This is a genomic window from Ruminococcus sp. 1001713B170207_170306_F1, from assembly GCF_015668065.1.
In the GTDB taxonomy this organism is placed as follows: domain Bacteria; phylum Bacillota; class Clostridia; order Lachnospirales; family Lachnospiraceae; genus Blautia_A; species Blautia_A faecis.
Genome location: NZ_JADPEX010000012.1, coordinates 21,844 through 43,123 on the forward strand (window position 1 = coordinate 21,844; position 21,280 = coordinate 43,123).

Annotated in this window: 19 protein-coding genes and 2 riboswitches; of the genes, 17 read left to right on the forward strand and 2 right to left on the reverse strand. The window is 43.3% G+C overall.

Going from position 1 to position 21,280, the window contains the following annotated elements; all coding sequences use genetic code 11:
- Positions 1–105: 105 nt before the first annotated feature.
- Positions 106–1,434, reverse strand: coding sequence for a PLP-dependent aminotransferase family protein (locus tag I4V84_RS08920; RefSeq protein WP_195991674.1), 1,329 nt, complete (start codon positions 1,432–1,434; stop codon positions 106–108).
- 109 nt (positions 1,435–1,543) lie between these two features.
- On the opposite strand from I4V84_RS08920, the gene I4V84_RS08925 reads away from it, so the two are divergent.
- Both I4V84_RS08925 and I4V84_RS08930 read left to right on the forward strand, forming a co-directional pair.
- Positions 1,544–2,515, forward strand: a complete 972-nt coding sequence (locus tag I4V84_RS08925; protein WP_195991676.1) for a bifunctional hydroxymethylpyrimidine kinase/phosphomethylpyrimidine kinase — start codon at positions 1,544–1,546, stop codon at positions 2,513–2,515.
- A 151-nt stretch (positions 2,516–2,666) separates the two neighbouring features.
- A complete protein-coding gene (locus tag I4V84_RS08930) occupies positions 2,667–3,308 on the forward strand; it encodes a TIGR04100 family radical SAM protein (protein WP_195991678.1) in 642 nt (213 codons plus the stop codon).
- Between the two features lie 187 nt (positions 3,309–3,495).
- Here I4V84_RS08930 and I4V84_RS08935 read toward each other — a convergent pair whose 3' ends face one another.
- Positions 3,496–4,272: an inositol monophosphatase family protein gene (locus tag I4V84_RS08935; RefSeq protein WP_195991680.1), complete on the reverse strand. Its 777-nt coding sequence runs from the start codon at positions 4,270–4,272 to the stop codon at positions 3,496–3,498.
- Positions 4,273–4,598: 326 nt separating this feature from the next.
- A riboswitch (cobalamin riboswitch) is annotated at positions 4,599–4,796 on the forward strand.
- A gap of 117 nt (positions 4,797–4,913) precedes the next feature.
- Here I4V84_RS08935 and I4V84_RS08940 point away from each other — a divergent pair.
- The 15 genes from I4V84_RS08940 to I4V84_RS09010 all read left to right on the forward strand — a co-directional run bounded on the left by I4V84_RS08940 (position 4,914) and on the right by I4V84_RS09010 (position 21,279).
- Positions 4,914–5,906: an ABC transporter substrate-binding protein gene (locus I4V84_RS08940; protein WP_195699733.1), complete on the forward strand. Its 993-nt coding sequence runs from the start codon at positions 4,914–4,916 to the stop codon at positions 5,904–5,906.
- Between the two features lies 1 nt (position 5,907).
- Positions 5,908–6,993 carry an iron ABC transporter permease gene (locus I4V84_RS08945; RefSeq protein ID WP_187565993.1) on the forward strand — a complete coding sequence of 362 codons (1,086 nt, stop codon included), beginning with the start codon at positions 5,908–5,910 and terminating at the stop codon, positions 6,991–6,993.
- Positions 6,990–7,763, forward strand: a complete 774-nt coding sequence (locus tag I4V84_RS08950; protein ID WP_118579961.1) for an ABC transporter ATP-binding protein — start codon at positions 6,990–6,992, stop codon at positions 7,761–7,763. The genes I4V84_RS08945 and I4V84_RS08950 overlap by 4 nt, the downstream gene beginning before the upstream one ends.
- 22 nt (positions 7,764–7,785) lie before the next feature.
- The gene (locus I4V84_RS08955) at positions 7,786–8,574 is read left to right on the forward strand and encodes a sirohydrochlorin cobaltochelatase (protein ID WP_195991682.1); all 789 of its coding nucleotides are present in this window, start codon (positions 7,786–7,788) and stop codon (positions 8,572–8,574) included.
- Positions 8,571–8,927 (forward strand): CGGC domain-containing protein, encoded by a 357-nt coding sequence (locus tag I4V84_RS08960; protein ID WP_187565995.1) that lies wholly within the window; start codon positions 8,571–8,573, stop codon positions 8,925–8,927. Before I4V84_RS08955 ends, I4V84_RS08960 begins: the two co-directional genes overlap by 4 nt.
- A 167-nt stretch (positions 8,928–9,094) precedes the next feature.
- Positions 9,095–10,324 carry a glutamyl-tRNA reductase gene (gene hemA / locus I4V84_RS08965; protein ID WP_195991684.1) on the forward strand — a complete coding sequence of 410 codons (1,230 nt, stop codon included), beginning with the start codon at positions 9,095–9,097 and terminating at the stop codon, positions 10,322–10,324.
- Positions 10,314–10,799, forward strand: a complete 486-nt coding sequence (locus I4V84_RS08970; protein ID WP_118579973.1) for a bifunctional precorrin-2 dehydrogenase/sirohydrochlorin ferrochelatase — start codon at positions 10,314–10,316, stop codon at positions 10,797–10,799. The genes hemA and I4V84_RS08970 overlap by 11 nt, the downstream gene beginning before the upstream one ends.
- The gene (cobA, locus tag I4V84_RS20480) at positions 10,792–13,230 is read left to right on the forward strand and encodes a uroporphyrinogen-III C-methyltransferase (RefSeq protein ID WP_195991686.1); all 2,439 of its coding nucleotides are present in this window, start codon (positions 10,792–10,794) and stop codon (positions 13,228–13,230) included. Before I4V84_RS08970 ends, cobA begins: the two co-directional genes overlap by 8 nt.
- Positions 13,221–14,204 carry a porphobilinogen synthase gene (gene hemB, locus I4V84_RS08980; RefSeq protein WP_195991688.1) on the forward strand — a complete coding sequence of 328 codons (984 nt, stop codon included), beginning with the start codon at positions 13,221–13,223 and terminating at the stop codon, positions 14,202–14,204. The genes cobA and hemB overlap by 10 nt, the downstream gene beginning before the upstream one ends.
- Entirely contained in the window at positions 14,204–15,475 is a 1,272-nt protein-coding gene (hemL, locus tag I4V84_RS08985; protein WP_173717537.1) for a glutamate-1-semialdehyde 2,1-aminomutase, read from the forward strand. The genes hemB and hemL overlap by 1 nt, the downstream gene beginning before the upstream one ends.
- Before the next feature lie 223 nt (positions 15,476–15,698).
- Positions 15,699–16,787, forward strand: coding sequence for a lactonase family protein (locus I4V84_RS08990; RefSeq protein ID WP_118579985.1), 1,089 nt, complete (start codon positions 15,699–15,701; stop codon positions 16,785–16,787).
- 62 nt (positions 16,788–16,849) lie between these two features.
- Positions 16,850–17,048: riboswitch (cobalamin riboswitch) on the forward strand.
- A gap of 143 nt (positions 17,049–17,191) precedes the next feature.
- On the forward strand, positions 17,192–17,917 hold the full coding sequence (locus I4V84_RS08995) for a class I SAM-dependent methyltransferase (protein WP_195991690.1): 726 nt from the start codon (positions 17,192–17,194) through the stop codon (positions 17,915–17,917).
- Positions 17,918–17,921: 4 nt separating this feature from the next.
- Positions 17,922–18,869, forward strand: a complete 948-nt coding sequence (nikB, locus tag I4V84_RS20485) for a nickel ABC transporter permease (RefSeq protein ID WP_118579991.1) — start codon at positions 17,922–17,924, stop codon at positions 18,867–18,869.
- Positions 18,859–19,680 (forward strand): nickel transporter permease, encoded by an 822-nt coding sequence (nikC, locus tag I4V84_RS09005; RefSeq protein ID WP_118579994.1) that lies wholly within the window; start codon positions 18,859–18,861, stop codon positions 19,678–19,680. Before nikB ends, nikC begins: the two co-directional genes overlap by 11 nt.
- Positions 19,681–19,749: 69 nt before the next feature.
- Entirely contained in the window at positions 19,750–21,279 is a 1,530-nt protein-coding gene (locus tag I4V84_RS09010; RefSeq protein WP_195991693.1) for an ABC transporter substrate-binding protein, read from the forward strand.
- Position 21,280: the final 1 nt, after the last annotated feature.

Consider the following 21,280-nt stretch of genomic DNA (forward strand, 5'->3'; position numbering starts at 1 on the left):
CTGCTTTTACTATAAAAGTCCCGGACGGCAGCTGTGGGAGCGCCATAGGCGCGGAACAGCTGACTTTCATATATGGTGATGTCGCCGAATAGGCGACATATCCGTTTAGTCCAAAACTACAGACTTCAGCAGTTCACAGGCCGGGATGAAATCCTGTACTGGCATGGAAGAGCAGGACATAAGTACCGTCACATCTTTTTCACTTTCTTTTAAAATTTGTAAATTCAGGCTTTTTTCAGAAGCCTGTTTTTTTAATTCATCCCCGCTTTTTTCATAAGGCAAAGTAAGAGCCAGACTGGTACCGGCTGCGCCTACCTGAATCTGACAGCCAGTGCCAAATACCTGACGGACTGAGCTGCGAAGCTGCTTTAATTTGGAGGAATAAAGTCGTTTCAGCCTTCTGGTCTGTGCAGCAAGATGACCGTCCCGGATAAACTGGCACAGTGCAATCTGTTCTGCCTTGGAAGCAGTCTGGTTATAAAATCCGGCTTTCTCTTTATAAGCATTGAGAAGCTCAGGAGGCAGGATCATAAAGCTGATACGGATAGAAGGCAGAAGCAATCTGGAAAATGAACCAATGTAAACTACGCCCTGTCCTCCGGAAAGTCCGAAAAGGGAAGGGGTAGGCTTCTGGAAATAGACAAATTCGTTTTCGAAATCATCTTCGATTACCAGATGATGGCGTTCATCTGCATATTTCAAAAGCTCCAGACGGCGCTTTACCGGCATGATTTCGCCCCACTTTGTCATGTGCGCAGGCGAAACATAGACCACATCACAGTCTTTGTCACGGTAACGGATCTCATATCCATAGTCTCCGAAAACTGTGCTTCCGTGAACGAAAGAAGGGGTTGGAAAGGATACCCGGTGAAATTCCGGATATACTTTATGGATAAGAGGACAGAGAATCTGCAGCAGGCTTTGGAAACTGGCACCTACTACAATGTCATCCGGTGAACAAAGAATGTTCCGCCTCTCACGGATATAATCGGACAAAGTTTCCCGGAAATCCGCTTCCCCCTGGGGTTCGCCGTAGGTCAGCATGCGTTCATTCTGTCGGAGGGCGCTTTTCATGTAACGGCTCCACAGGTCAAAACGAAAGCTTTCTTTATCCACGCCTGAAGATGCCAGGTCATAGCGGTAATGAGTTTCTTTGTGAGTACCCGGCTGGTTGTTTTTATGCTGGTGGGAGGCAATCTCTGTGACATAATAGCCGCTTTGGGCTTTTGCCATAATGTAGCCGTCTGCGGCAAGCTGAAGATAGGCAGTTTCAATAGTAGTGCGGGAAAGTTTCAGCTCCTGGGAACACTTGCGAAGAGAAGGCATTTTGCTTCCGGGTGTCATTTTCCCATCCAGGATCAGTTTCCGGTAGTATTCGTAAACTTCCATATAAAGATGTGTAGTGCGGTTTTGATTCTTTTCAATGTTTAACATAAAACTGTCCCCTCTAAAAAAGTTGAATTTGGATATTTCTGTACATACACTTAGGTGATATTTTATAATATAAACGAAAAATTTACAATAAAAATCAGGAGTGATATATTTGAAAAAAATAGCGGTAATTCAGGATCTGTCAGGGCTTGGAAAATGTTCCCTGACAGCGGCAATTCCGGTGATTTCGGTGATGGGCGTGCAGGCGGTACCGCTGCCAACAGCAGTACTCAGCAACCAGACTGGTTATCCTTCCTATTACTGTGACAATTATACAGAGCACATGGAACAGATCATGGATGAATGGGAGAAACGGGGATTTTCCCCGGATGGAATCTATACAGGATTTCTGGCTGACGAGGAGCAGGCTGATAAGATCCTGGATTTTCTCAGAAGGTTCCGGAAAGAGAAGACCATGGTACTGGTGGATCCGGTTATGGGAGATAATGGCAGTGCTTATGGAATTTATACAGAAGGTCTGCGGGAAAAGATGCTTCAGCTGGTGGGAAACGCCCATGTGATTACGCCCAATCTTACGGAAGCGCTGCTTCTTTTATATGGGAAAGAAGGGATGGAAAAAAGATATGCCAGCCTTTTGGAACTGGATGGAAGGAAAAGGCTGGAACAGATCGGAAAGATTGGGGAGCAGCTGAAAAAAGAATATGGCTTACAGGCAGCTGTGATTACAGGCGTGGAATCCAAGAGGAATGTTTTGGCAGTTCTTCAAGAGGTATCTGTAATTTCAACTCAGAAGTTAAGTAGAACTTCTGAGCAGACAGAAAATCTGGCAGGAAAACCAAATTCAAAGGAAACAAGTCTGCCGCAGATGGGAAACCTTGTGGTGGAAAATGGTCATTTGTCCTGGTGTTTTGCCCCAAAAATAGGCGGCAGTTATTCTGGAACAGGAGACCTGTTTGCCTCGGTGCTTAGTGCCGGTCTGGTGAAAGAGATGTCCATGATGCACTGCGTAGAACTGGCGGTGAATTTTCTGTCCAAGGCAATTGCCCAGACGGTACAGGAAGGAACAGACCGGAATGACGGAGTCTGCTTCGAGGCGTATCTTGGGGAATTATGTAAAAGTTGATAAGAGAATAACAATTGCTGTAAAAGGATAATATCCACTGGCAATGTTACGCAAGGTGCTTTGAGATAGCGAATGATTTCGGAAAAGAAAGTTATAGTGCCGCAAAGTAATGTCTGCGAACCGCAATATAGATGAGAAGGAGAGTGTAATAATGGCAGATATCGTATATTGTTATAATGATGAGGTATATTTTAATCTGACAAATAAGTGTCCTTGCAACTGTACCTTTTGCATCCGCAACAATGGGAATTCGGTAGGAGAGGCAAAAACTTTATGGTTTGACAAGGAAACCACAATGGAGGAGATTTATAAAGCAATTGATGCTTTTGATTTTTCAGGATACAAGGAAGCGGTTTTCTGTGGCTATGGAGAGCCTACTATGGCGCTGGATAAGCTGATCGCCGTCAGTGAGTATATGAGAAGCAAATATCCGGCACATTTGGACCGCGATGGGAAGCCCTGTCCGGGAATCAAGCTTCGTCTGAACACCAACGGTCTTGGAAATCTGATCAATAAGCGCTCTATAGCGAAAGAGGTCTGTCAGGCAGTTGATATTGTTTCCATCAGTTTAAATATGCCAGATGCCAAGTCCTACAACGAAGTGGTACGCCCGGCTTACGGCGAGAAAGCCTTTGATGCCATGCTGAAATTTGCGCAGGATTGCAAAAAATATACAGAAAATGTGAAATTCACGGTTGTAGACTGTATCGAGGAAGAAAACGTTGAGAAAAGCCGTAAAGTGGCAGAGAAGCTTGGAATTCCGCTGAGAGTACGGGAGTATACGGCGGAATAAAATTGAGGAAAAAAAGACATCAATGCAGATGCATCATAAAATCAGTTGGAGACACTTTCAAATGTGCGCTGGATTTATCTATGAGATTTTATGAAAAATGGAAAAATCTGCATTGGTGTCTTTTGATATCTGTAGGTTATTTTTCTGCATTTGCAAAGCATTTGAAATGCCAGGTCTTGGGTCAGACCTATTTTTTTATAAGGTGTTGTAAAATTTCCCGGAACTGGGGTACACAGGCCAGTATATCCGAATTCGCAAGATAAGGCGGCTCTTTATTTTCCCAGTCCGTGATGGTACCGCCTGCTTCTCTTAAAATAACGGTAGCCCCGCTGTAATCCCAGGGCTTCAGATTTTGTTCCAGATAAGCGTGTTGTCTGCCGCAGGCTACATAGCAAAGGTCAAGGGCAGCAGAGCCGGTGCGCCTGAAATCTGCACAGTTCATAAAAATATTGTAAAATACCGGGAACAGGTCCTTTGCCCTGTTTTTTTCATAAGGAGAGGAGCCGAAAGACACCACAGCATCTTTGAATTCCGGCTGGTCGGACGCATGGATAGGAGTTCCGTTCAGATAGGCACCTTCTCCTTTGGCACCGTAGAAGAGTTCCTCTGTAAAGGGATTATAGACCACTCCGAAAGTGATTTCCCCGTTTTCATAAAGTCCCAGAGAAACTGCGCTTAAATGATAATCCCGGATTAAATTGGTGGTTCCGTCAATGGGATCCAGAATCCAGTAAGATTTCCGGGAATTCAGTCCAAGGTTCTCTTTCTCTTCGGCAATCAACCGGATTTCAGGAAATTCTTTTTCAAGGGCTTCCTTCAGGTAATTTTGTACGGCAACATCTACGTTGGTAACGTAATCGGCAGCCCCTTTTTCGGTAACCTTTTCGTGAGTCATTTCCTGGAGAATCAAGGGTTTGGCCTGTTTGACCAGCTCTATGATTCTGGCTTGGTTTTCTTTATTCATGTAAAAATACCTCCTAACGCATGTTAAAAATTTCAACAATTTGTATGATTCAGAGAAAATTTACCATAAACGGAAAGGAAGGGCAAATGAAAAATTAAGCTGTAAAAAACGAAGATCACCTCTGGATATAAAAAGTCCCGCCGGGTTGCGCATTCTTGCCGAAACAAGACTAAGCGTGGCGGGTTCTATTACACATATTTTACTTGGAACGAACCAATCTGTCAATACTTTGAGACAGGTTTGCTAAGATATTTTTTGGCTGTGTCAAACATTGCTAAAGAAATATCTTTACTTTATTTAAAGCGTAAGTTATAATAATTCTGCTTAAAAGAATAAATGTGCCAAGTGCTGAAAAATATATAAAATTTGTACTATTTTCAGAAGAGGGAATCAGGTGAGAATCCTGAACGATCCGGTCACTGTATTCAGTTATGCCACATTCATATCCATTGCATTTTTATGTGAGAAGGGAATGGGGATTTAAGCTGTAAGCCAGGAAACCTGCTTGGTTCATAGAAAGAAACTTCCGTGTAAAGTGCTGTCTTTCGTATCATGTTTTTTTGTGATGCCCGCTTTTTCATGGAAGCGGACTTTTTTCTTTTAAAAACAAAAAAACAAAAGAAAAAATAAGGAGAAAAAGCATGAAAAACATGAAAACAGCAGCAGGAATGTTATGTCTGGCAGGAATTCTCAGCCTGGGAATGGGAACAACTGTATTTGCGGAGGATGGAGACAGCCATTATCCCGTAACAATCACAACCTACAATTATGAGAACGAACCGGTTGAAATGACTTTTGAGAAAGCTCCGGAGAAAGTATTTGCATATGCAAACTCCAATATCGAAGAGCTTCTGGCACTTGGTCTCGGTGATAAGATCGTAGCTGCTTGCGGTCTGGACGGTGATGTGCGTGAGGATTTAAAAGATGAATTTGACAAGATTCAGTATATGGATACCAAGCCATCCAAAGAGGAAGTTGTTGCAATGGAGCCTGATTTTATTGCGGCATGGTATTCTTCTTTCAGTGATGACTGGCTTTCTGATGTAAGCTTCTGGCAGGAGAGAGATGTAAATACATACATGTCCCTGAACAGTGCTGCAAAGGGACCGGCTTCTGAGTTCCCACGTACAATTGAAGACGAATATGAGGATATCCTGAACCTTGGCAAGATCTTTGATTGCGAAGACAAGGCAGAAGAAATCGTTGATCAGATGAAGGGTGAGATTGATAAAGTAAAAGAGCATGTAGAAGGAACAGACCCGTTATCTGTAGCAGTTCTTGAGGATGAGGGAGATTCCTTCCGTGTATATGGAACAGAGACACTTGGCGGAAATATTCCGGAGACACTTGGTGCAGAGCTGAAGCTTGGTGCAGAGAACTCTGAAAACGTTGGTGCAGAGGATCTGATTGCAGCTGATCCGGATGTATTATTCATGATCAACTATGATGGATTTATGACAGCTGATGAGGCAATCGCTGATATTACAGATAACCCTGCATATGCAAGCCTTTCTGCAGTTAAGAACAACAAAGTATTCTCTGTAAACCTGAACGAGGTATACTGCAGCGGTGTCAGAACCTATGATGGAATTATGACATTTGCAAAAGCATTATATCCGGATCTGTACGAATAAAATGAAAAGAAAACCGGATTTTAAAAATGGAATTTTTCATGGAAAGCCGATTTATGTGCTGGCGGTGATATTACTGGCTGTGTTTCTGGTGATATCCATTCTGACTGCAGTTACCATTGGTTCTGTAGATCTTTCCGTGAAAGATGTGTATAGTGTTATTCTGTATAAATTATTTGGAATCGGGGATCCGGAGGTTTATGGTGTAGGAGCCATGTCCGATATTGTATGGTTTATCCGCCTTCCCCGTATTCTTCTTGCAACAGCCGTTGGCATGGGTCTGGCAGTTGCAGGTGTGGTAATGCAGGCCATTGTGAAAAATCCGATTGCAGATCCGTATATTCTGGGTATTTCCTCTGGTGCATCTCTTGGTGCAACAGTGGCAATCTTTCTTGGAGTTGGAGCCGTATTTGGCTCCAACTCTATTGGAATCTGCGCATTTATCGGAGCCTTCCTTATTTCTGTACTGGTACAGATCACTGCAAATATAGGAGGCCGGGCAAATTCGGTCCGACTTCTGCTTGCAGGTACAGCACTTGGAAGTGTGTGCAGTGCATTTTCAAACTTTGTTGTCTATATTGCGGGCGACAGAGATGGAATCCAGACAGTTACTTTCTGGCTGATGGGAAGTCTGGCAGGTGCGAAATGGGAAAATCTGGCTGTGATTATTCCCTGCGTTTTTATAGCAACCCTGTTTTTCTGCACCCAGAGCCGTATTCTCAATATGATGCTGCTTGGAGATGAGGTATCCATCACATTAGGAACTGACCTGCACAGATATCGTCAGGTGTATCTTGTAGTGACAGCACTGTTGATCGGTTTTGTGGTATATTCCGCAGGTATCATTGGATTTGTAGGACTCATTATTCCTCATGTGGTACGAATGTTCTTTGGAACCGATCACAAGAAAATGCTTCCACTGTCAGCACTTAGCGGTTCCATTTTCCTGATCTGGGCAGATGTTGCTTCCAGGATCATTATTCCCAAGAGTGAAGTCCCAATCGGAATCCTGGTATCCATGATCGGAGCACCTTGCTTTATTTATCTGCTGGTACGCAGATCTTATGGATTCGGAGGTGAGAAATCATGAAACTGACAGCTTCTGATATCCATGTGGAGCTTGGCGGAAATGAGATTCTTAAGGGAATTGACGCAGCCATAAAGGAAAAGGAATTTGTAGGAATCATAGGACCAAACGGAAGTGGAAAAAGTACATTGCTGAAATGTATTTACCGTGTACTGAAGCCAGATACCGGTGTGATCATGTTGGATGGAAAACCGCTGAACGAATATAAGGTAAAGGATTCTGCAAAAGCACTGGCAGTGGTGTCCCAGCACAACTACTATAATTTTGAATTTTCCGTACAGGAAATTGTAATGATGGGAAGGGCGCCTCATAAGAAAACCATGGAACGGGATAATGCCGAGGATTATAAGATCGTGGAAGAGTGTCTGGAAAAAGTGGGAATGCTTCCCTATCGGCACCGTGTTTTTTCCAGTCTGTCTGGCGGTGAGCAGCAGCGAATCATTCTGGCAAGAGCTCTGGCGCAAAAAACTGACTGTCTGATCTTGGATGAGCCTACCAACCATCTTGACATCAAATACCAGCTTCAGCTTCTGGATATTGTAAAAAGTCTCGGGATTACCGTAATCGGTGCTTTGCATGATCTGAATATTGCAGCAGCATATTGCGACCGGATCTATGCCATGAAGAACGGTCGTCTGGTGGCTTGCGGAACTCCGGAAGAAGTCATTACAGAAGATTTTATACATATGTTGTATGAAGTAGATGCAACTGTAAAAAAGGATGAATACGGCATGCTGAATGTTACATACCATCCTTTGCATGTGAAAAAATAAAGGAAAAGTGGAGGAAAGCTGAATGAGCGATACAGCAAAAAAAGGAATTCTTGTAGTCAGCTTTGGTACCAGTCATGAAGATACCAGAGCAGTGACCATTGATGCGATTGAAAAAGAAATTGGAGCTGCTTTTACAGATTGTAAAATTTATCGCGCATGGACCAGCAAAATGATTCTCGCCAGAATTGAAAAGAGAGATCATATTCACTATGACAATGTGGCAGAAGCAATGGAGCGTATGAAAAAGGATGGAATTACAGATGTGATCATTCAGCCTACTCATGTAATGAACGGTGTGGAAAATGATCTTATGAAAAAGGATGTTCTGGCGTATGCAGATCATTTTCAGTCTGTGAAATTCGGAGCTCCTCTGCTTACAACAGAAGAAGATAATGAGTATGTGGTGAAAGCGGTTGCAGATGAGTTCCCTGTAATTAAGGATAAGGAAACGGCACTTGTGCTTATGGGGCATGGAACCGAGCACTACGCAAATGCCGTTTATGCCGCACTGGATTACAGGTTCGAGGATATGGGATATGAAAATGTGATCGTAGGAACTGTGGAAGGTTATCCCGAAATCAACCAGGTCATGAAACAGCTTGGAAAATGCGGGGCAAAAAAAGTGGTAATCGCGCCGTTTATGATTGTTGCCGGTGACCATGCGAAAAATGACATGGCAGGAGATAAAGAAGACTCCTGGAAAAATATCATCAGCAAAGCTGGCTATGAAGTGCAGACAGTTCTGAAAGGACTGGGGGAATATGAAAGTATTCGAAAACTCTTTGTGGAACATGCGAGGAAAGCAGTATGATTAAAATTGGGACACTGACCTGCCTTCACTCCAATAATGTGTGTGCCAGAGTGGGATGCCTGAAGGCCTTTCAGAATCGCAGTGACTTTTTTGAGGGATATTCTCCAGACACACTTCTGGGAGCAATGATGACCTGTAATGGATGCAAAAGTGCAAATCCCAAAGAACCGGATGTGGATGAGGGAATTCTGGAAAAAATAGACAGGCTGGTCAGTGAAGAAATTAAGGTGATGCATGTGGGAGCCTGTCGTCTGGACAGGGAGAAAAAAGAGTGCCCAAGAATTGCCAAAATCTGTGAGATGATAGAATCCAGGGGAATCCAGGTGGTAAGAGGAACTCACAGAGAATCCTGAAACAGGATAGAGAAATCGTATAGGAGAAACTTCCAGGCAGATTGTGGAAAATAGTCTGTTTGGAAGCTTTTTTATTGCTGTGTTTTGCCTGGCTTTATTGACAATATACGCAGGAATTAGTAAAATGAGCAGTGGCAGAAAATGATATTTAAGGAGAATTACATAAGATGAGTATTTCTATGATTGGAATAGACCATAGTATGGCTCCCGTAGATATACGAGCCTTGTTTGCATTTACCAGAAAAAATGCAGGGGAGGCTATGGAAAAATTAAAGGAACAGCCGGGAATAGACGGCTGTATTATTCTTTCTACATGCAATCGCCTGGAAGTATGGACAAGTGTGGATGATGGGGCAGAGCTTTCTTTATATAAAGAGCTTTGTAAACTGAAAAACATTAATGATGATCAGTACGAGATATATTTTACAAAGCGTGAAGGCCATGCTGCTGTGGAACATCTGTTTTACCTTGCATCAGGTCTGAAATCCCAGATACTTGGAGAAGATCAGATTCTTACTCAGGTAAAAGATGCATTGGGAATTGCCAGAGAGCATTTTACAACAGATGGAGCCCTTGAAGTGCTTTTCCGAATGGCTGTAACAGCAGGAAAAAAGATTAAAACGGAGGTACCATTTTCTCATGGGAATCCGTCTGTGATCCATCAGGCGATAGAAATGCTTGACAGACAGGGCTATTGCGTACAGGATAAGGTCTGCATGGTGATCGGAAATGGAGAAATGGGAAAGGTTGCAGCCCAGGCTCTTATGGAAGCCGGTGCAGATGTGACTGTAACCGTGCGTCAGTATCGCAGCGGAATGGTGAATATTCCATTTGGATGTAAACGAATTAATTATGGCGAAAGAATGGACTATCTGCCTAAGTGTGATCTTGTAGTCAGTGCTACGGCAAGTCCGAATTTTACTTTGCGTGAGGAACTGTTTGAAAATCTGGAACTGGAAAAAAGTATTGTTCTCATTGATCTGGCAGTTCCAAGAGATATTGAACCAGAGGTGGGCAGGTTTGAAGGTGTGACTTTATATGACATGGACAGCTTCAAAACGGATGAGAAGCCTGCCGAGCTTCAGGAACATCTGGAGGCAGCAGGAAAAATCGTCCGTGAGCAGATGGATGAATTTTTCAAATGGCTGGAAGGGAAAGATCTGATCCCGCGTATACAGGAAATTAAAGAAAACGCAGTAAATGATTTTAATTTAAGAATTATGAAGCCTCTGAAAAACACTCATATGGAAGAGCTGGAAAAAGAGCAGCTGTTGAGTGCAGTGGACCGTGCAATGGAAAAGGTAGTAAACAAAATGCTGTTTGGACTCAGGGACAGCATGAATGAACAGGCATTTCTGGAATGTGTAGCAGGACTGGAGAAAACATATGAAAAATAAGCGCTATTTCCCACTGTATGTGGATCTATCGGATAAGAACATTGTGGTAGTGGGTGGGGGAACCATTGCCACAAGAAGAGTGAAAGCATTATTATTATTTACCAGGAATATTACAGTAATTGCGCCGAAGATGACAGCAGATCTCTGGGAACTGGGCAAGCTGGGAAAAATTCAGATCCAGCCCCGTCCTGTGAAAAAATCGGATTTCTCTATGGCTTATATGGTGCTGGCTGTTACGAATAACAGTGAGCTAAATGAGGAAATTTACCGTACCTGTAAAGAAGAGGGAATTTATGTAAATGTTGCAAGTGATAAGAATTTGTGCGATTTTTACTTTCCCGGAATTTGTCTGAAGGATGATATTGTAGTGGGAATCACGGCCAGCGGTGTCAATCACAAAAAGGCTAAGGCAGTAAGAGAAAAAATGCAGGCACTTCTGGAAGAACTGGAAAAAGATGAGGATAGCTATGAATAAAAAAGTTGTGATCGGAAGCAGGGAAAGCAAGCTTGCCGTACTGCAAAGCCAGATGGTGAAGGATTATATTGTATGCAGGCATCCGCAAATGGATGTGGAAATCCTGACCATGAAGACTACAGGAGACAAAATACTGGACCGTACTCTGGATAAGATTGGAGGAAAAGGCCTTTTTGTAAAGGAACTGGATCGGGCGCTTTTAGAGGGCAGAAGTCAGCTTTCTGTTCATAGCCTGAAGGATATGCCTATGGAAGTCCCGGAGAAGCTCCCCATACTTGCTTTTTCAAAAAGGGAAGACGTAAGAGATGTGCTGGTTCTCCCAAAAGGCTGTGATGTTCTGGATCCTTTGAAGCCTATCGGTTGTTCCAGCCTTCGCAGAAAGCTGCAGCTGAAAGAAATTTACCCGGATATGCAGGTGAAAAGTATTCGTGGAAATCTTCAGACCAGACTGGAAAAGCTGGATAGTGGAGAATATTCTGCGTTAGTTCTTGCAGCCGCCGGTTTGAAACGTCTGGGGCTTGAAAACAGGATCAGCAGGTATTTTGATACAGAAGAAATGATTCCGGCAGCGGGACAGGGAATTCTTGCAGTTCAGGGAATTGATGGTCTGGATTATGAGTTTCTGAAAGGGTATGATGATCTGCAGGCCCATCAGGCTGCAACAGCAGAGAGAGCCTTTGTAAAATATTTAAATGGCGGATGTACCTCTCCGGTAGCTGCCTATGGAGAAATCAAAGATGGTCAGTTGAAACTTACCGGCCTTTACTATGAAGAAAAGACTGGACATTATCTGAAAGGATATAAAACAGGAAATCCTTCAGATGCAGAAAAACTGGGAACTTCTCTTGCAAAAGAACTGCAGGAGCGCTGCAAAGTGGAATACAAAGAGTCTGGCTTGCAGGAAGACAACAAAAAAGAACCGGGAAAAGTCTGGCTGGTGGGAGCTGGTCCTGGAGATGTGGGGCTTTTTACAATGAAAGGTGCCCAGGTTCTGGAACAGGCAGATGTGGTTGTTTATGACAGCCTGGTAGGACAGGGAATCCTGACCAGAATTCCTGCTTCTGCAAAACTGATCAATGTGGGAAAACGTGCCGGCCACCATACTATGTCCCAGGAGAAGATTAACCAGGTTCTTGCTGATGAGGCAAAAAAGGGCAACCGGGTAGTACGACTGAAAGGCGGCGATCCTTTCCTTTTTGGACGAGGAGGAGAGGAACTGGAGCTTCTCACAAAGGAGGGCATTCCTTATGAAGTAGTTCCTGGTGTGACTTCCCCGATTTCCGTACCTGCATACAATGGAATTCCTGTGACACATCGGGATTTCTGTTCGTCTGTTCATGTTATCACCGGACATAAGCGCAAGGGAATGGAGTACGACATTGATTTTGAGGCGCTGGTACATACGAAAGGAACTCTTGTTTTTCTCATGGGAATCACTGCCATGGAGGATATCTGCAGTGGCCTTATGAAAGCTGGAATGGATCCGGATATGCCGGCTGCTGTTTTATCCAAGGGTACTACGGCTGGTCAGCAAAGAGTCGTGGCAACTGTCGCTACATTAAAGACAGCCTCTGATCAGGCGAAAATCCAAACACCGGCCATTATTGTAGTAGGAAAGGTCTGCACTCTGGCAGATGATTTTGCCTGGTATGAGAAATTACCTCTGGCAGGCTGGAAGATTCTTGTCACCCGGCCAAAGGAGAATATTTCCAGAACTGCGGCCCTTCTTCGGGAGAAAGGTGCAGAAGTACTGGAACTTCCATCCATCAGTATTATCCCTCTGGAGGATCAGAGCAGACTGTACCAGGCCTTTTCTCATATCCGCAGCTATGACTGGCTGGTATTTACAAGTCCTGCAGGCGTGGAAGTTTTCTTTAGGCAAATGGAGAAAAAGAAGATCGACCTGCGTTCTCTTGGAAATGCAAAAATCGCGGTGATCGGTGAGGGTACAAAGAAGAAATTTCTGGAAAGAGGAATCTATCCGGATTTCATGCCTTCTGTTTATGATGGAAATACCCTTGGAAAAGAACTTGGCGCTCTTTTAAATGGAACAGAAAAGATTCTGATTCCAAGAGCCTCCCTTGGAAACAAGGAGCTGGCAGAAGAACTGAAAAAAACAGGTGCACAGGTGGATGATGTTCCGACTTATGAGACCGGATATGTAAGCTGTCCTCTTATTAATGAGAAAAAAGAATTTGAAGAGGGAGCCATTGACCTGGCTGTATTTACCAGCGCTTCCACAGTGAAAGGCTTTGTGGAGAGCACCAAAGGACTTGATTATTCCAGGGTTCGTGCTGCATGTATTGGAAAACAGACTCGTGCAGCGGCGGATTCTTATGGAATGCAGACATATATGTCAGAAAAAGCAACCATCGACAGTCTGATCGAACTGGTTGAGACACTGAAGAGGAGTGAAGAAAAATGGAACTGATTAAGAGACCTAGAAGATTAAGGGGCGGTGCGAATTTGCGTAAAATGGTGAGAGAGACCAGAATGGACAAATCTTCTCTTATCTATCCGCTGTTTGTAATGGAAGGAAATGGAATCCAGGAAGAGATCCCTTCCATGGAAGGGCAGTACCGTTACAGCCTGGATCGTCTTCCCTATAAGCTGGAACAGTTGGAAAAAGCAGGAGTAAACAGCATTATGCTTTTTGGAATCCCGGATCATAAGGATGAAGTCGGAAGCGGCGCTTACGCTCAGAATGGTATTGTACAGAAGGCACTTCGGGAAGCAAAGAGCAGATTTCCAGAGATGTATTATGTGACAGATGTGTGCATGTGTGAATATACCTCTCACGGTCACTGCGGCGTTCTTTGCGGCCATGATGTTGACAACGACAAGACATTGGAGCTTCTGGCAAAAACAGCTCTGTCTCATGCGCAGGCTGGCTCTGATATGATCGCGCCTTCCGATATGATGGACGGACGTGTAGCTGCCATCCGTAAAGAACTGGATCTGGGCGGTTATACCAATATTCCAATCATGTCTTATGCGGTGAAATACGCTTCTGCGTTCTATGGCCCGTTCCGTGATGCAGCCGGAAGTGCTCCTGCTTTTGGAGACCGCAAGAGCTATCAGATGGATTTCCACAATAGAAGAGAGGGAATGAAAGAAGCTCTTATGGATATTGAAGAAGGCGCTGATATTATTATGGTGAAGCCTGCCATGTCTTATCTTGATATGGTATCTGAGATCTCCAAGGCTGTGAATGTTCCGGTAGCTGCCTATAGTGTAAGTGGTGAGTATGCCATGGTGAAGGCGGCGGCAAAGATGGGCTGGATCGACGAAGAGCGGATCATTGGAGAAATGGCGGTGGGAGCTTATCGTGCAGGTGCCCAGATTTATATCACTTATTTTGCAGAAGAAATTGCAAAAATGATGGAGGAAGGGAGAATCGGATAATGACAAAGTCTGAGAAGCTTTTTGAGAGAGCGGTAAAAAGAATCCCCGGCGGTGTAAACAGTCCGGTGCGTGCATATGGCGCTATAGGAGAAGCACCGAGATTTATTGAACGTGCAGAAGGCTGCTATATTTATGATGTAGATGGCAACCGCTATATTGATTACATAGATTCCTGGGGACCAATGATCCTGGGACACAATTTTCCTGCAATACGGGAAAGTGTTCTGAAGGCCTGTGAAAAAGGTCTGAGCTTTGGATGCGCTACAGAGATCGAAGTGGAAATGGCTGAATTTATCTGTGACAGAATCCCGCATGTGGATATGATCCGAATGGTCAATTCTGGTACAGAAGCTGTTATGAGTGCAATCCGTGTTGCAAGAGGTTATACGGGGAAAAATAAGATCATCAAATTTGCAGGCTGCTATCATGGACACAGTGATGCCATGCTGGTAAGCGCAGGTTCCGGTGTGATGACAAGTGGTGTGCCGGACAGTGCCGGTGTTCCAAAAGGCTGTACAGAGGATACTATGCTGGCAGCTTACAACGATCTTGGCAGTGTGGAGACTCTTTTTCAGCAGGCAGATGGCCAGGTGGCAGCAGTGATCGTGGAAGCAGTTGGAGCCAACATGGGTGTAGTTCCGCCAAGGGAAGGATTTCTGCAGGGACTTCGCGCTCTTTGCGACCAATACCATGCCCTTCTTATTTTTGATGAGGTGATCACCGGATTCCGACTTGCATTTGGCGGCGCAGCACAGTATTTTGGTGTAACACCGGATCTGGTTACTTATGGAAAAATCATTGGTGCCGGAATGCCGGTAGGTGCATATGGCGGAAGAAGAGATGTGATGGAATTGGTTGCTCCGGCAGGAAAAGTATATCAGGCAGGTACTTTAAGCGGAAATCCGGTAGCTATGGCTGCCGGGCTTACCCAGCTGAAATATTTGTATGACCATCAGGAAATTTACACGGAACTGGAGAAAAAGGGAGAGCTTCTCTACGGTGGAATGGGAAAAATCGTGAAAGAAAAAGGTCTGAATTACCAGATGAATTATGTGGGCTCTCTTGGAAGCCTGTTCTTTACGGGACAGCCTGTTGTAGATTATGTTTCTGCAAAATCTTCTGACACAGTGGCATTTGCAGAATATTTCAAAAAAATGCTGAATATGGGAATTCATATGGCTCCGTCCCAGTTTGAAGCCATGTTCCTGTCAGCGGCTCATACAGATGAAATTATTATGGAAACTCTGGATGCAGTAAAGCTTGTTCTTTGAAAATGTGTGTGGTATAATTTAGACACAATTACATAAAAGAAACCAGAATACGAGTTGCTGTAATAAAATGCGGCTGTAATAAATGAACCGTGGCAGAGGATTTACTGATATAGAGAATGCAGTAATATTCAGAGCTGCACAGTGACCCGCTACGCTGTAAAAAAGATCGGAAGAACAGCGTGAACGGACGGTTTCCAGAAAGAGACTGTAGGAGGCTAGACAAATGGGTAAGAAATATGTGGCTTATGTAGGAACCTATACTCACGGAACCAGCAAGGGAATTCAGGTTTATGACGTGAACCTGGAAGAAGGTACTCTCACAGAGAGAAGTGAAGTGGAAGTAAGTAATGCGTCTTATACCGCGGTATCCAAGAATGGAAAATACCTTTATTCTATCGAGGATGAGGGCGTTGCGGTATTCAAGCGTGATCATAATGGCGATTTGGCACGTATCAACAGCGTGGATATTGATGGCATGAGAGGTTGTTTCCTTGCTACAGACGTAGATGGCAAATATCTTTACGTAGCAGGTTATCACGATGGAAAGGTAACCGTTGTACACACTCATAAGGATGGACGTCTTGGAAGTGTTATGGACGGTGTTTTCCACACTGGTCTTGGAAGTGTTGCAGAGCGTAACTTCCGTCCTCACGTAAACTGTGTACGTCCTACTCCGGATAATAAATATCTCTGCGCAGTAGATAATGGAATTGACCAGATCAAGGTTTACCGGATCAATAAGCGCACAGATAAGCTGGAGCTTGTTGATATTGTCCGCTGCCCGAGAGAGAGCGGACCGCGTATTATCCGTTTCAGCGCAGATGGACGTTATGCATATGTTCTGTTTGAGCTGAGCAATGAGATTAAAGTGTACAGCTACAATGGAGAGGGTGATACTCCGGAGTTTGAGCTGCTTCAAAGTGTTTCCACCCTTGCGAAGAAGGAAGACGGAAGCGTATCTCATAATGCCGCATCAGGTCTTGCTCTTGCACCGGATGGCAAGCATCTATTCTGCACTACAGCAGGTGAGAATACAGTAGGTATGTTTGAGGTAGATGGTGAGACTGGTCTTCTGGATCGTAAATTTGTTCTTCCTGTAAGTGGTGATTATCCGAAAGACCTTGTTATTTTCCCGGATAATCAGCACATTGCCGTTGCCAACCACTCCAGCAACAGCATTACAACCTTCAAGGTTGACTACGAGAAGAACATCATTATGATGAAGGGCAAACCACGTAAGATCGAGACCCCGAACTGTATCAATATCTGGCCGGTACCGGATGGAGAGGATATTGAGGATATAGAGGCCTGATAAATTCTGATTGACAAACAGGAAATGCTGTATTATACTTTTTTGATGTTGTGTTGAGAATTGAATAAAACGACCATTTTGGTGCCTGGTGGAAATTAAAATAAATTCTAGCAGGTCAAACGGGAAACAGGTGAAAATCCTGTGCTATGCCGTAGCTGTAACAGTTGAGTAAGCTTTCGAAACCACTGAATTTTTATCGGGAAGGGAAAGCATTATGATGACACTGGAGCCAGAATACCGGCCAGAATGAAGAACTTTTGCTGCGGGGCACGGTATAGGTTGGTTTTATATAACAGGATTATTATGTCATTAAGCCGCTGCGTTAGCAGCGGCTTTTTCACGCTTTTATTACATGAATTCCCTGATTTGGCAGAAGTTTATGCTATTGGAAAGGATAAACACAAATGGCAGAATTGTTAAAGAATATTCAGTCATATTGGGATATGAGAGCTGGAGGATTTTCAGATGCCAGTATGGAAGAAAGAAAAACAGAACCTGGAGAGAGATGGGAAAATATTTTCAAAAATTCTCTTAAAACGGGATGCCATGTATTAGATGATGGGTGTGGCGCTGGCTTTTTTACCACTTTGCTTGCTTCGATGGGATTTCAGGTGATTGCGGTAGATTATAGCACAAAAATGCTGGAAGAAGTCAGAAGAAATCTGGAGACAGAAGGACTTAAAGCAGAACTTCATCAGATGGATGTGCAAAGCTTAGAATTTGCTGATAATTCCTTCGACGCAGTGGTATCAAGAAACGTATTCTGGAACCTGGAGCATGCAGATAAAGCTTATGAGGAAGCGTACAGGGTTCTAAAAAAAGATGGAATTCTAATTCTGGAAGATGGAAATTATTATCGCCGTTTTTTTAGTGATAAGTATCAGAAAGCCTATGATGAGTTTCAGCGGGGACATGAAAAAGAAGAACAAGGGTGCCATGCGCGACATAATAAAGAAAATGTAGATTTTTCCATTATGGATGAAATTGCAAAGAAATTGCCAATGAGTCAGGTAGATCGACCTGCCTGGGATTTTAATAAACTTGTAGAAACAGGATTTCATAAAATACAGGTGGAAATAGCTGGCAGCCCTTTACCGATGAGTTTTTGTATTGTAGCACAGAAAGGCTGAAAAAGTGAAAAGAGAGATTATAAAACGACTGATTTCACTTGTGATTATTTTGTTTGGGCTGTCTCTGATGACCTTTGGACTTACATATATTTTGCCGTCAAATCCAGCTGAACAGCTGGCAGAATCTATGGGTGCAGGTCATGACCGGGAGGTAATCGCAAAGATTGAAGAAAAATACGGATTAGACAAATCTTTTGGAGAGCAGTATGTGAACTGGCTGAAGGGTGCGTTACATGGCGATTTCGGAATGTCGGTAAAATATGCACAGCCCGTTTCCCAGGTATTAGGAAGAAAACTCCCCAATACGGTTAAACTGGCAGTTGCATCGTTTATTCTGATGATATTAATTTCTTTTCCGTTAGGAATTTTATCAGCAGTATATAAGGATAAAAAGGCTGATTATATTATTCGGTTTATGTCTTTTATTGGAATTTCACTGCCTAGCTTCTGGGTTGGTATGATGATGATCTATTTTTTTGCAGTTAAGATGCACTGGCTGCCTGTGGGGGGATCAGATTCTTTTAAAAGTCTGATCATGCCGTCTGTAACACTTTCGTTAAGCATGAGTGCGTACTACATAAGACGGATCAGGGCGGTAATGGTCGAGCAGATGAATGAGGAATATATAAATGGCTGTCAAGCAAGGGGAATTGGAAGGTTTCGTACAATTTTCTTTCATGTGCTGCCAAATTCCCTGCTTACTGTAGTGACAATGCTCGGCATGTCATTTGGAGGATTACTTGGTGGAACAATGATCGTTGAAACGGTCTTTAGCTGGAATGGAATCGGCAGCGCAGCAGTGGCTGCGATTTCCGGCAGAGATTACCAGCTGATCCAGGGATATGTTATGTGGATGGGATGTATTTATGTACTGGTGAATCTTTTGGTAGATATATCTTACCAGTGGCTTGATCCAAGAATTAGAAGAGGAGCCCTGCAACATGAAGAGTAAGAAAAAATTATGGATTCGTTTTGTGATTATAATGGCATTTGCAGTGCTTTTCTTATTATTTGCATTGTTCGCGGGAAAATTTGCACCTTATGATCCGTTGGAAACACACTATACAGACCTTCTGAAAGCGCCATGCAAACAGTATCTCATGGGAACTGATCAGATGGGAAGGGATATATTTTCGAGAATTCTTTACGGAGGAAAAACATCACTTTTGATCGCATTTGTTGTGACAGCGATCATTTCCGTTGTAGGAATTCTTATCGGGACAATAGCAGGCTTCTGGGGAGGCGCTTTTGATGCTGTTTTAATGCGTTTATCTGACATGCTGATGGCCTTTCCTGGTTCCATTTTTACAATTGCACTTGTAAGCTTTCTTGGTACAGGACTTCCAAATCTGATTTTGGCAATGACCATAACAGGATGGACTTATTATGCAAGAATTAGCCGGTCATTAGTGCTTTCCATAAAAAATAATACATATATAGAGCAGGCAAGACTGGGAGGCGCTAATAATTTCCGGATTATGACAGGTTATATTATTCCAAATGTCATGCCTTCGCTGTTAGTAAATATTACGCAGGATATTGGAAGTAAACTTTTGACCATTGCAGGTCTTTCCCTGCTGGGGCTTGGTTCCCAGCCACCTACACCGGAGTGGGGATATATGCTGTCTGAGGGAAAAGACTATATGTATTCGGCACCCTGGATGCTTATGGCACCTGGTATTGTTATTTTAATAAATGTAATCATATTTAATTTACTTGGAGACAGTATTCAGGATCTGATGAATCCGAAAAGAAAAAATTAAGAATGTTTACTCTTTAAAATAAAGAGTTGAACATAGATTATAGTTTAACAACAGGAGGAGAAATAAAAAATGAGAAAACGGTTAGTATCTTTATTGTTTGCAGGAATTATGGCATGCAGCGTAATAGGAAGCGGTGTTACTACATTTGCAGCCGAAAATGACAGTCACATTAATCTGGCACTTTTCACCTACATCGAAGGCATGGATCCTGCAACAGACTGGTGCGGATGGAATCTTACACGCTGTGGTGTAGGAGAAACTCTTGTGACTGTAAATGAAAATATGGAAATTGTAGGACAGTTAGCTGATGAGTGGGAGCAGGTTGATGATACAACTTATCGTTTTCATATCCGCCAGGGAGTAAAATTCAGCAATGGTACCGAGCTGACACCAGAGATCGTAAAGGATTCTATCCAGAGATCTATTGATAATAACTCTCGTGGAGGAGATCTTAAAATTGCAAACATCGAAGTAGATGGAGAGAATGTAGTATTTACTACAGATGGTGCATACAGTGCTTTTGTTTCACAGCTTACAGAGCCGATGACAGTTATTGTAGACACCACAGCTGATACAAGCAATTATGATACTATGCCAATCTGTACAGGACCTTATGCAGTGTCTGAGTATGTATCTGAAGAGAAGATTGACCTTGTGGCAAATGAGAACTACTGGGATGGAGCACCGGAAATCAAGAGCATTACTGTAAAGAATATCGGAAGTGATACAAAGGTAGATGCAATGCTTTCCGGAGATATTGACCTTGCACAGGGACCGGATGCAACAGCTCTTAATCGTGTGGAAAATAATGACGATATCAACATTGTAAAAGTAACCGGAACAAGAGAGAATGATTTCGAATTAAACTGCCGCGAGGGAAATCCCCTTTCTGATAAGAACCTTCGTCTTGCACTGTCCTATGCAGTAGATCGTGATGTTGTAGCACAGGTAGCAGGAAATGGTTATTCTTCTCCAATCAGCACAGCATTCCCGCCATCTGTAGGATACGATTCTGAAGATGTAAACGGACAGGTTTATGATCTGGATAAGGCAAAAGAATGCCTTGAGGCAGCAGGCTACAGCGATTCTGACGGAGATGGAATTGTGGATAAGGATGGAGAGAATCTGTCCCTTACAATTTCTATTGCCAATGGTTCTTCAACAGCAGTAAGTGAGACTTTACAGGATATGTGGAAGCAGATCGGAGTTGATGTACAGATTGAAATGCTGGAGAATGTAAGTGACAAACGTGCTTCTGGTGATTTCGATATGCTGGTATCTCCAAACTGGCAGACTGTAAATGCTGGTGATGGTCAGAAATATCTTATGAACCGCTGGTCTGATGGAGGAAGTGACAATTACAGCGGATATCACAGTGATGAATTCCAGTCTGTTCTGGATAAACTGGATGCTGCATTTACTCAGGAGGACCGTGTAAGCGCATTTGTAGAAGCCCAGCAGATCCTGGCAGATGATGCCCCGGCAATCTGGATGTATGCAAATGATAACGTGACTCTTGTAAACAGTAAACTTGAGAATGTAACAGTATTCCCAATTGACTATTATCTTGTAACAAACAAGTGGACATTAGCTGAATAAT

What these genes read in the sequence shown, in the direction of transcription:
- I4V84_RS08920 (WP_195991674.1), bottom strand. Translation starts at nt 1,434, where the DNA reads ATGTTAAACATTGAAAAGAATCAAAACCGCACTACACATCTTTATATG.
- I4V84_RS08930 (WP_195991678.1), top strand. Translation starts at nt 2,667, where the DNA reads ATGGCAGATATCGTATATTGTTATAATGATGAGGTATATTTTAATCTG.
- I4V84_RS08935 (WP_195991680.1), bottom strand. Translation starts at nt 4,272, where the DNA reads ATGAATAAAGAAAACCAAGCCAGAATCATAGAGCTGGTCAAACAGGCC.
- I4V84_RS08940 (WP_195699733.1), top strand. Translation starts at nt 4,914, where the DNA reads ATGAAAAACATGAAAACAGCAGCAGGAATGTTATGTCTGGCAGGAATT.
- I4V84_RS08945 (WP_187565993.1), top strand. Translation starts at nt 5,908, where the DNA reads ATGAAAAGAAAACCGGATTTTAAAAATGGAATTTTTCATGGAAAGCCG.
- I4V84_RS08950 (WP_118579961.1), top strand. Translation starts at nt 6,990, where the DNA reads ATGAAACTGACAGCTTCTGATATCCATGTGGAGCTTGGCGGAAATGAG.
- I4V84_RS08955 (WP_195991682.1), top strand. Translation starts at nt 7,786, where the DNA reads ATGAGCGATACAGCAAAAAAAGGAATTCTTGTAGTCAGCTTTGGTACC.
- I4V84_RS08960 (WP_187565995.1), top strand. Translation starts at nt 8,571, where the DNA reads ATGATTAAAATTGGGACACTGACCTGCCTTCACTCCAATAATGTGTGT.
- hemA (WP_195991684.1), top strand. Translation starts at nt 9,095, where the DNA reads ATGAGTATTTCTATGATTGGAATAGACCATAGTATGGCTCCCGTAGAT.
- I4V84_RS08970 (WP_118579973.1), top strand. Translation starts at nt 10,314, where the DNA reads ATGAAAAATAAGCGCTATTTCCCACTGTATGTGGATCTATCGGATAAG.
- cobA (WP_195991686.1), top strand. Translation starts at nt 10,792, where the DNA reads ATGAATAAAAAAGTTGTGATCGGAAGCAGGGAAAGCAAGCTTGCCGTA.
- hemB (WP_195991688.1), top strand. Translation starts at nt 13,221, where the DNA reads ATGGAACTGATTAAGAGACCTAGAAGATTAAGGGGCGGTGCGAATTTG.
- hemL (WP_173717537.1), top strand. Translation starts at nt 14,204, where the DNA reads ATGACAAAGTCTGAGAAGCTTTTTGAGAGAGCGGTAAAAAGAATCCCC.
- I4V84_RS08990 (WP_118579985.1), top strand. Translation starts at nt 15,699, where the DNA reads ATGGGTAAGAAATATGTGGCTTATGTAGGAACCTATACTCACGGAACC.
- I4V84_RS08995 (WP_195991690.1), top strand. Translation starts at nt 17,192, where the DNA reads ATGGCAGAATTGTTAAAGAATATTCAGTCATATTGGGATATGAGAGCT.
- nikC (WP_118579994.1), top strand. Translation starts at nt 18,859, where the DNA reads ATGAAGAGTAAGAAAAAATTATGGATTCGTTTTGTGATTATAATGGCA.
- I4V84_RS09010 (WP_195991693.1), top strand. Translation starts at nt 19,750, where the DNA reads ATGAGAAAACGGTTAGTATCTTTATTGTTTGCAGGAATTATGGCATGC.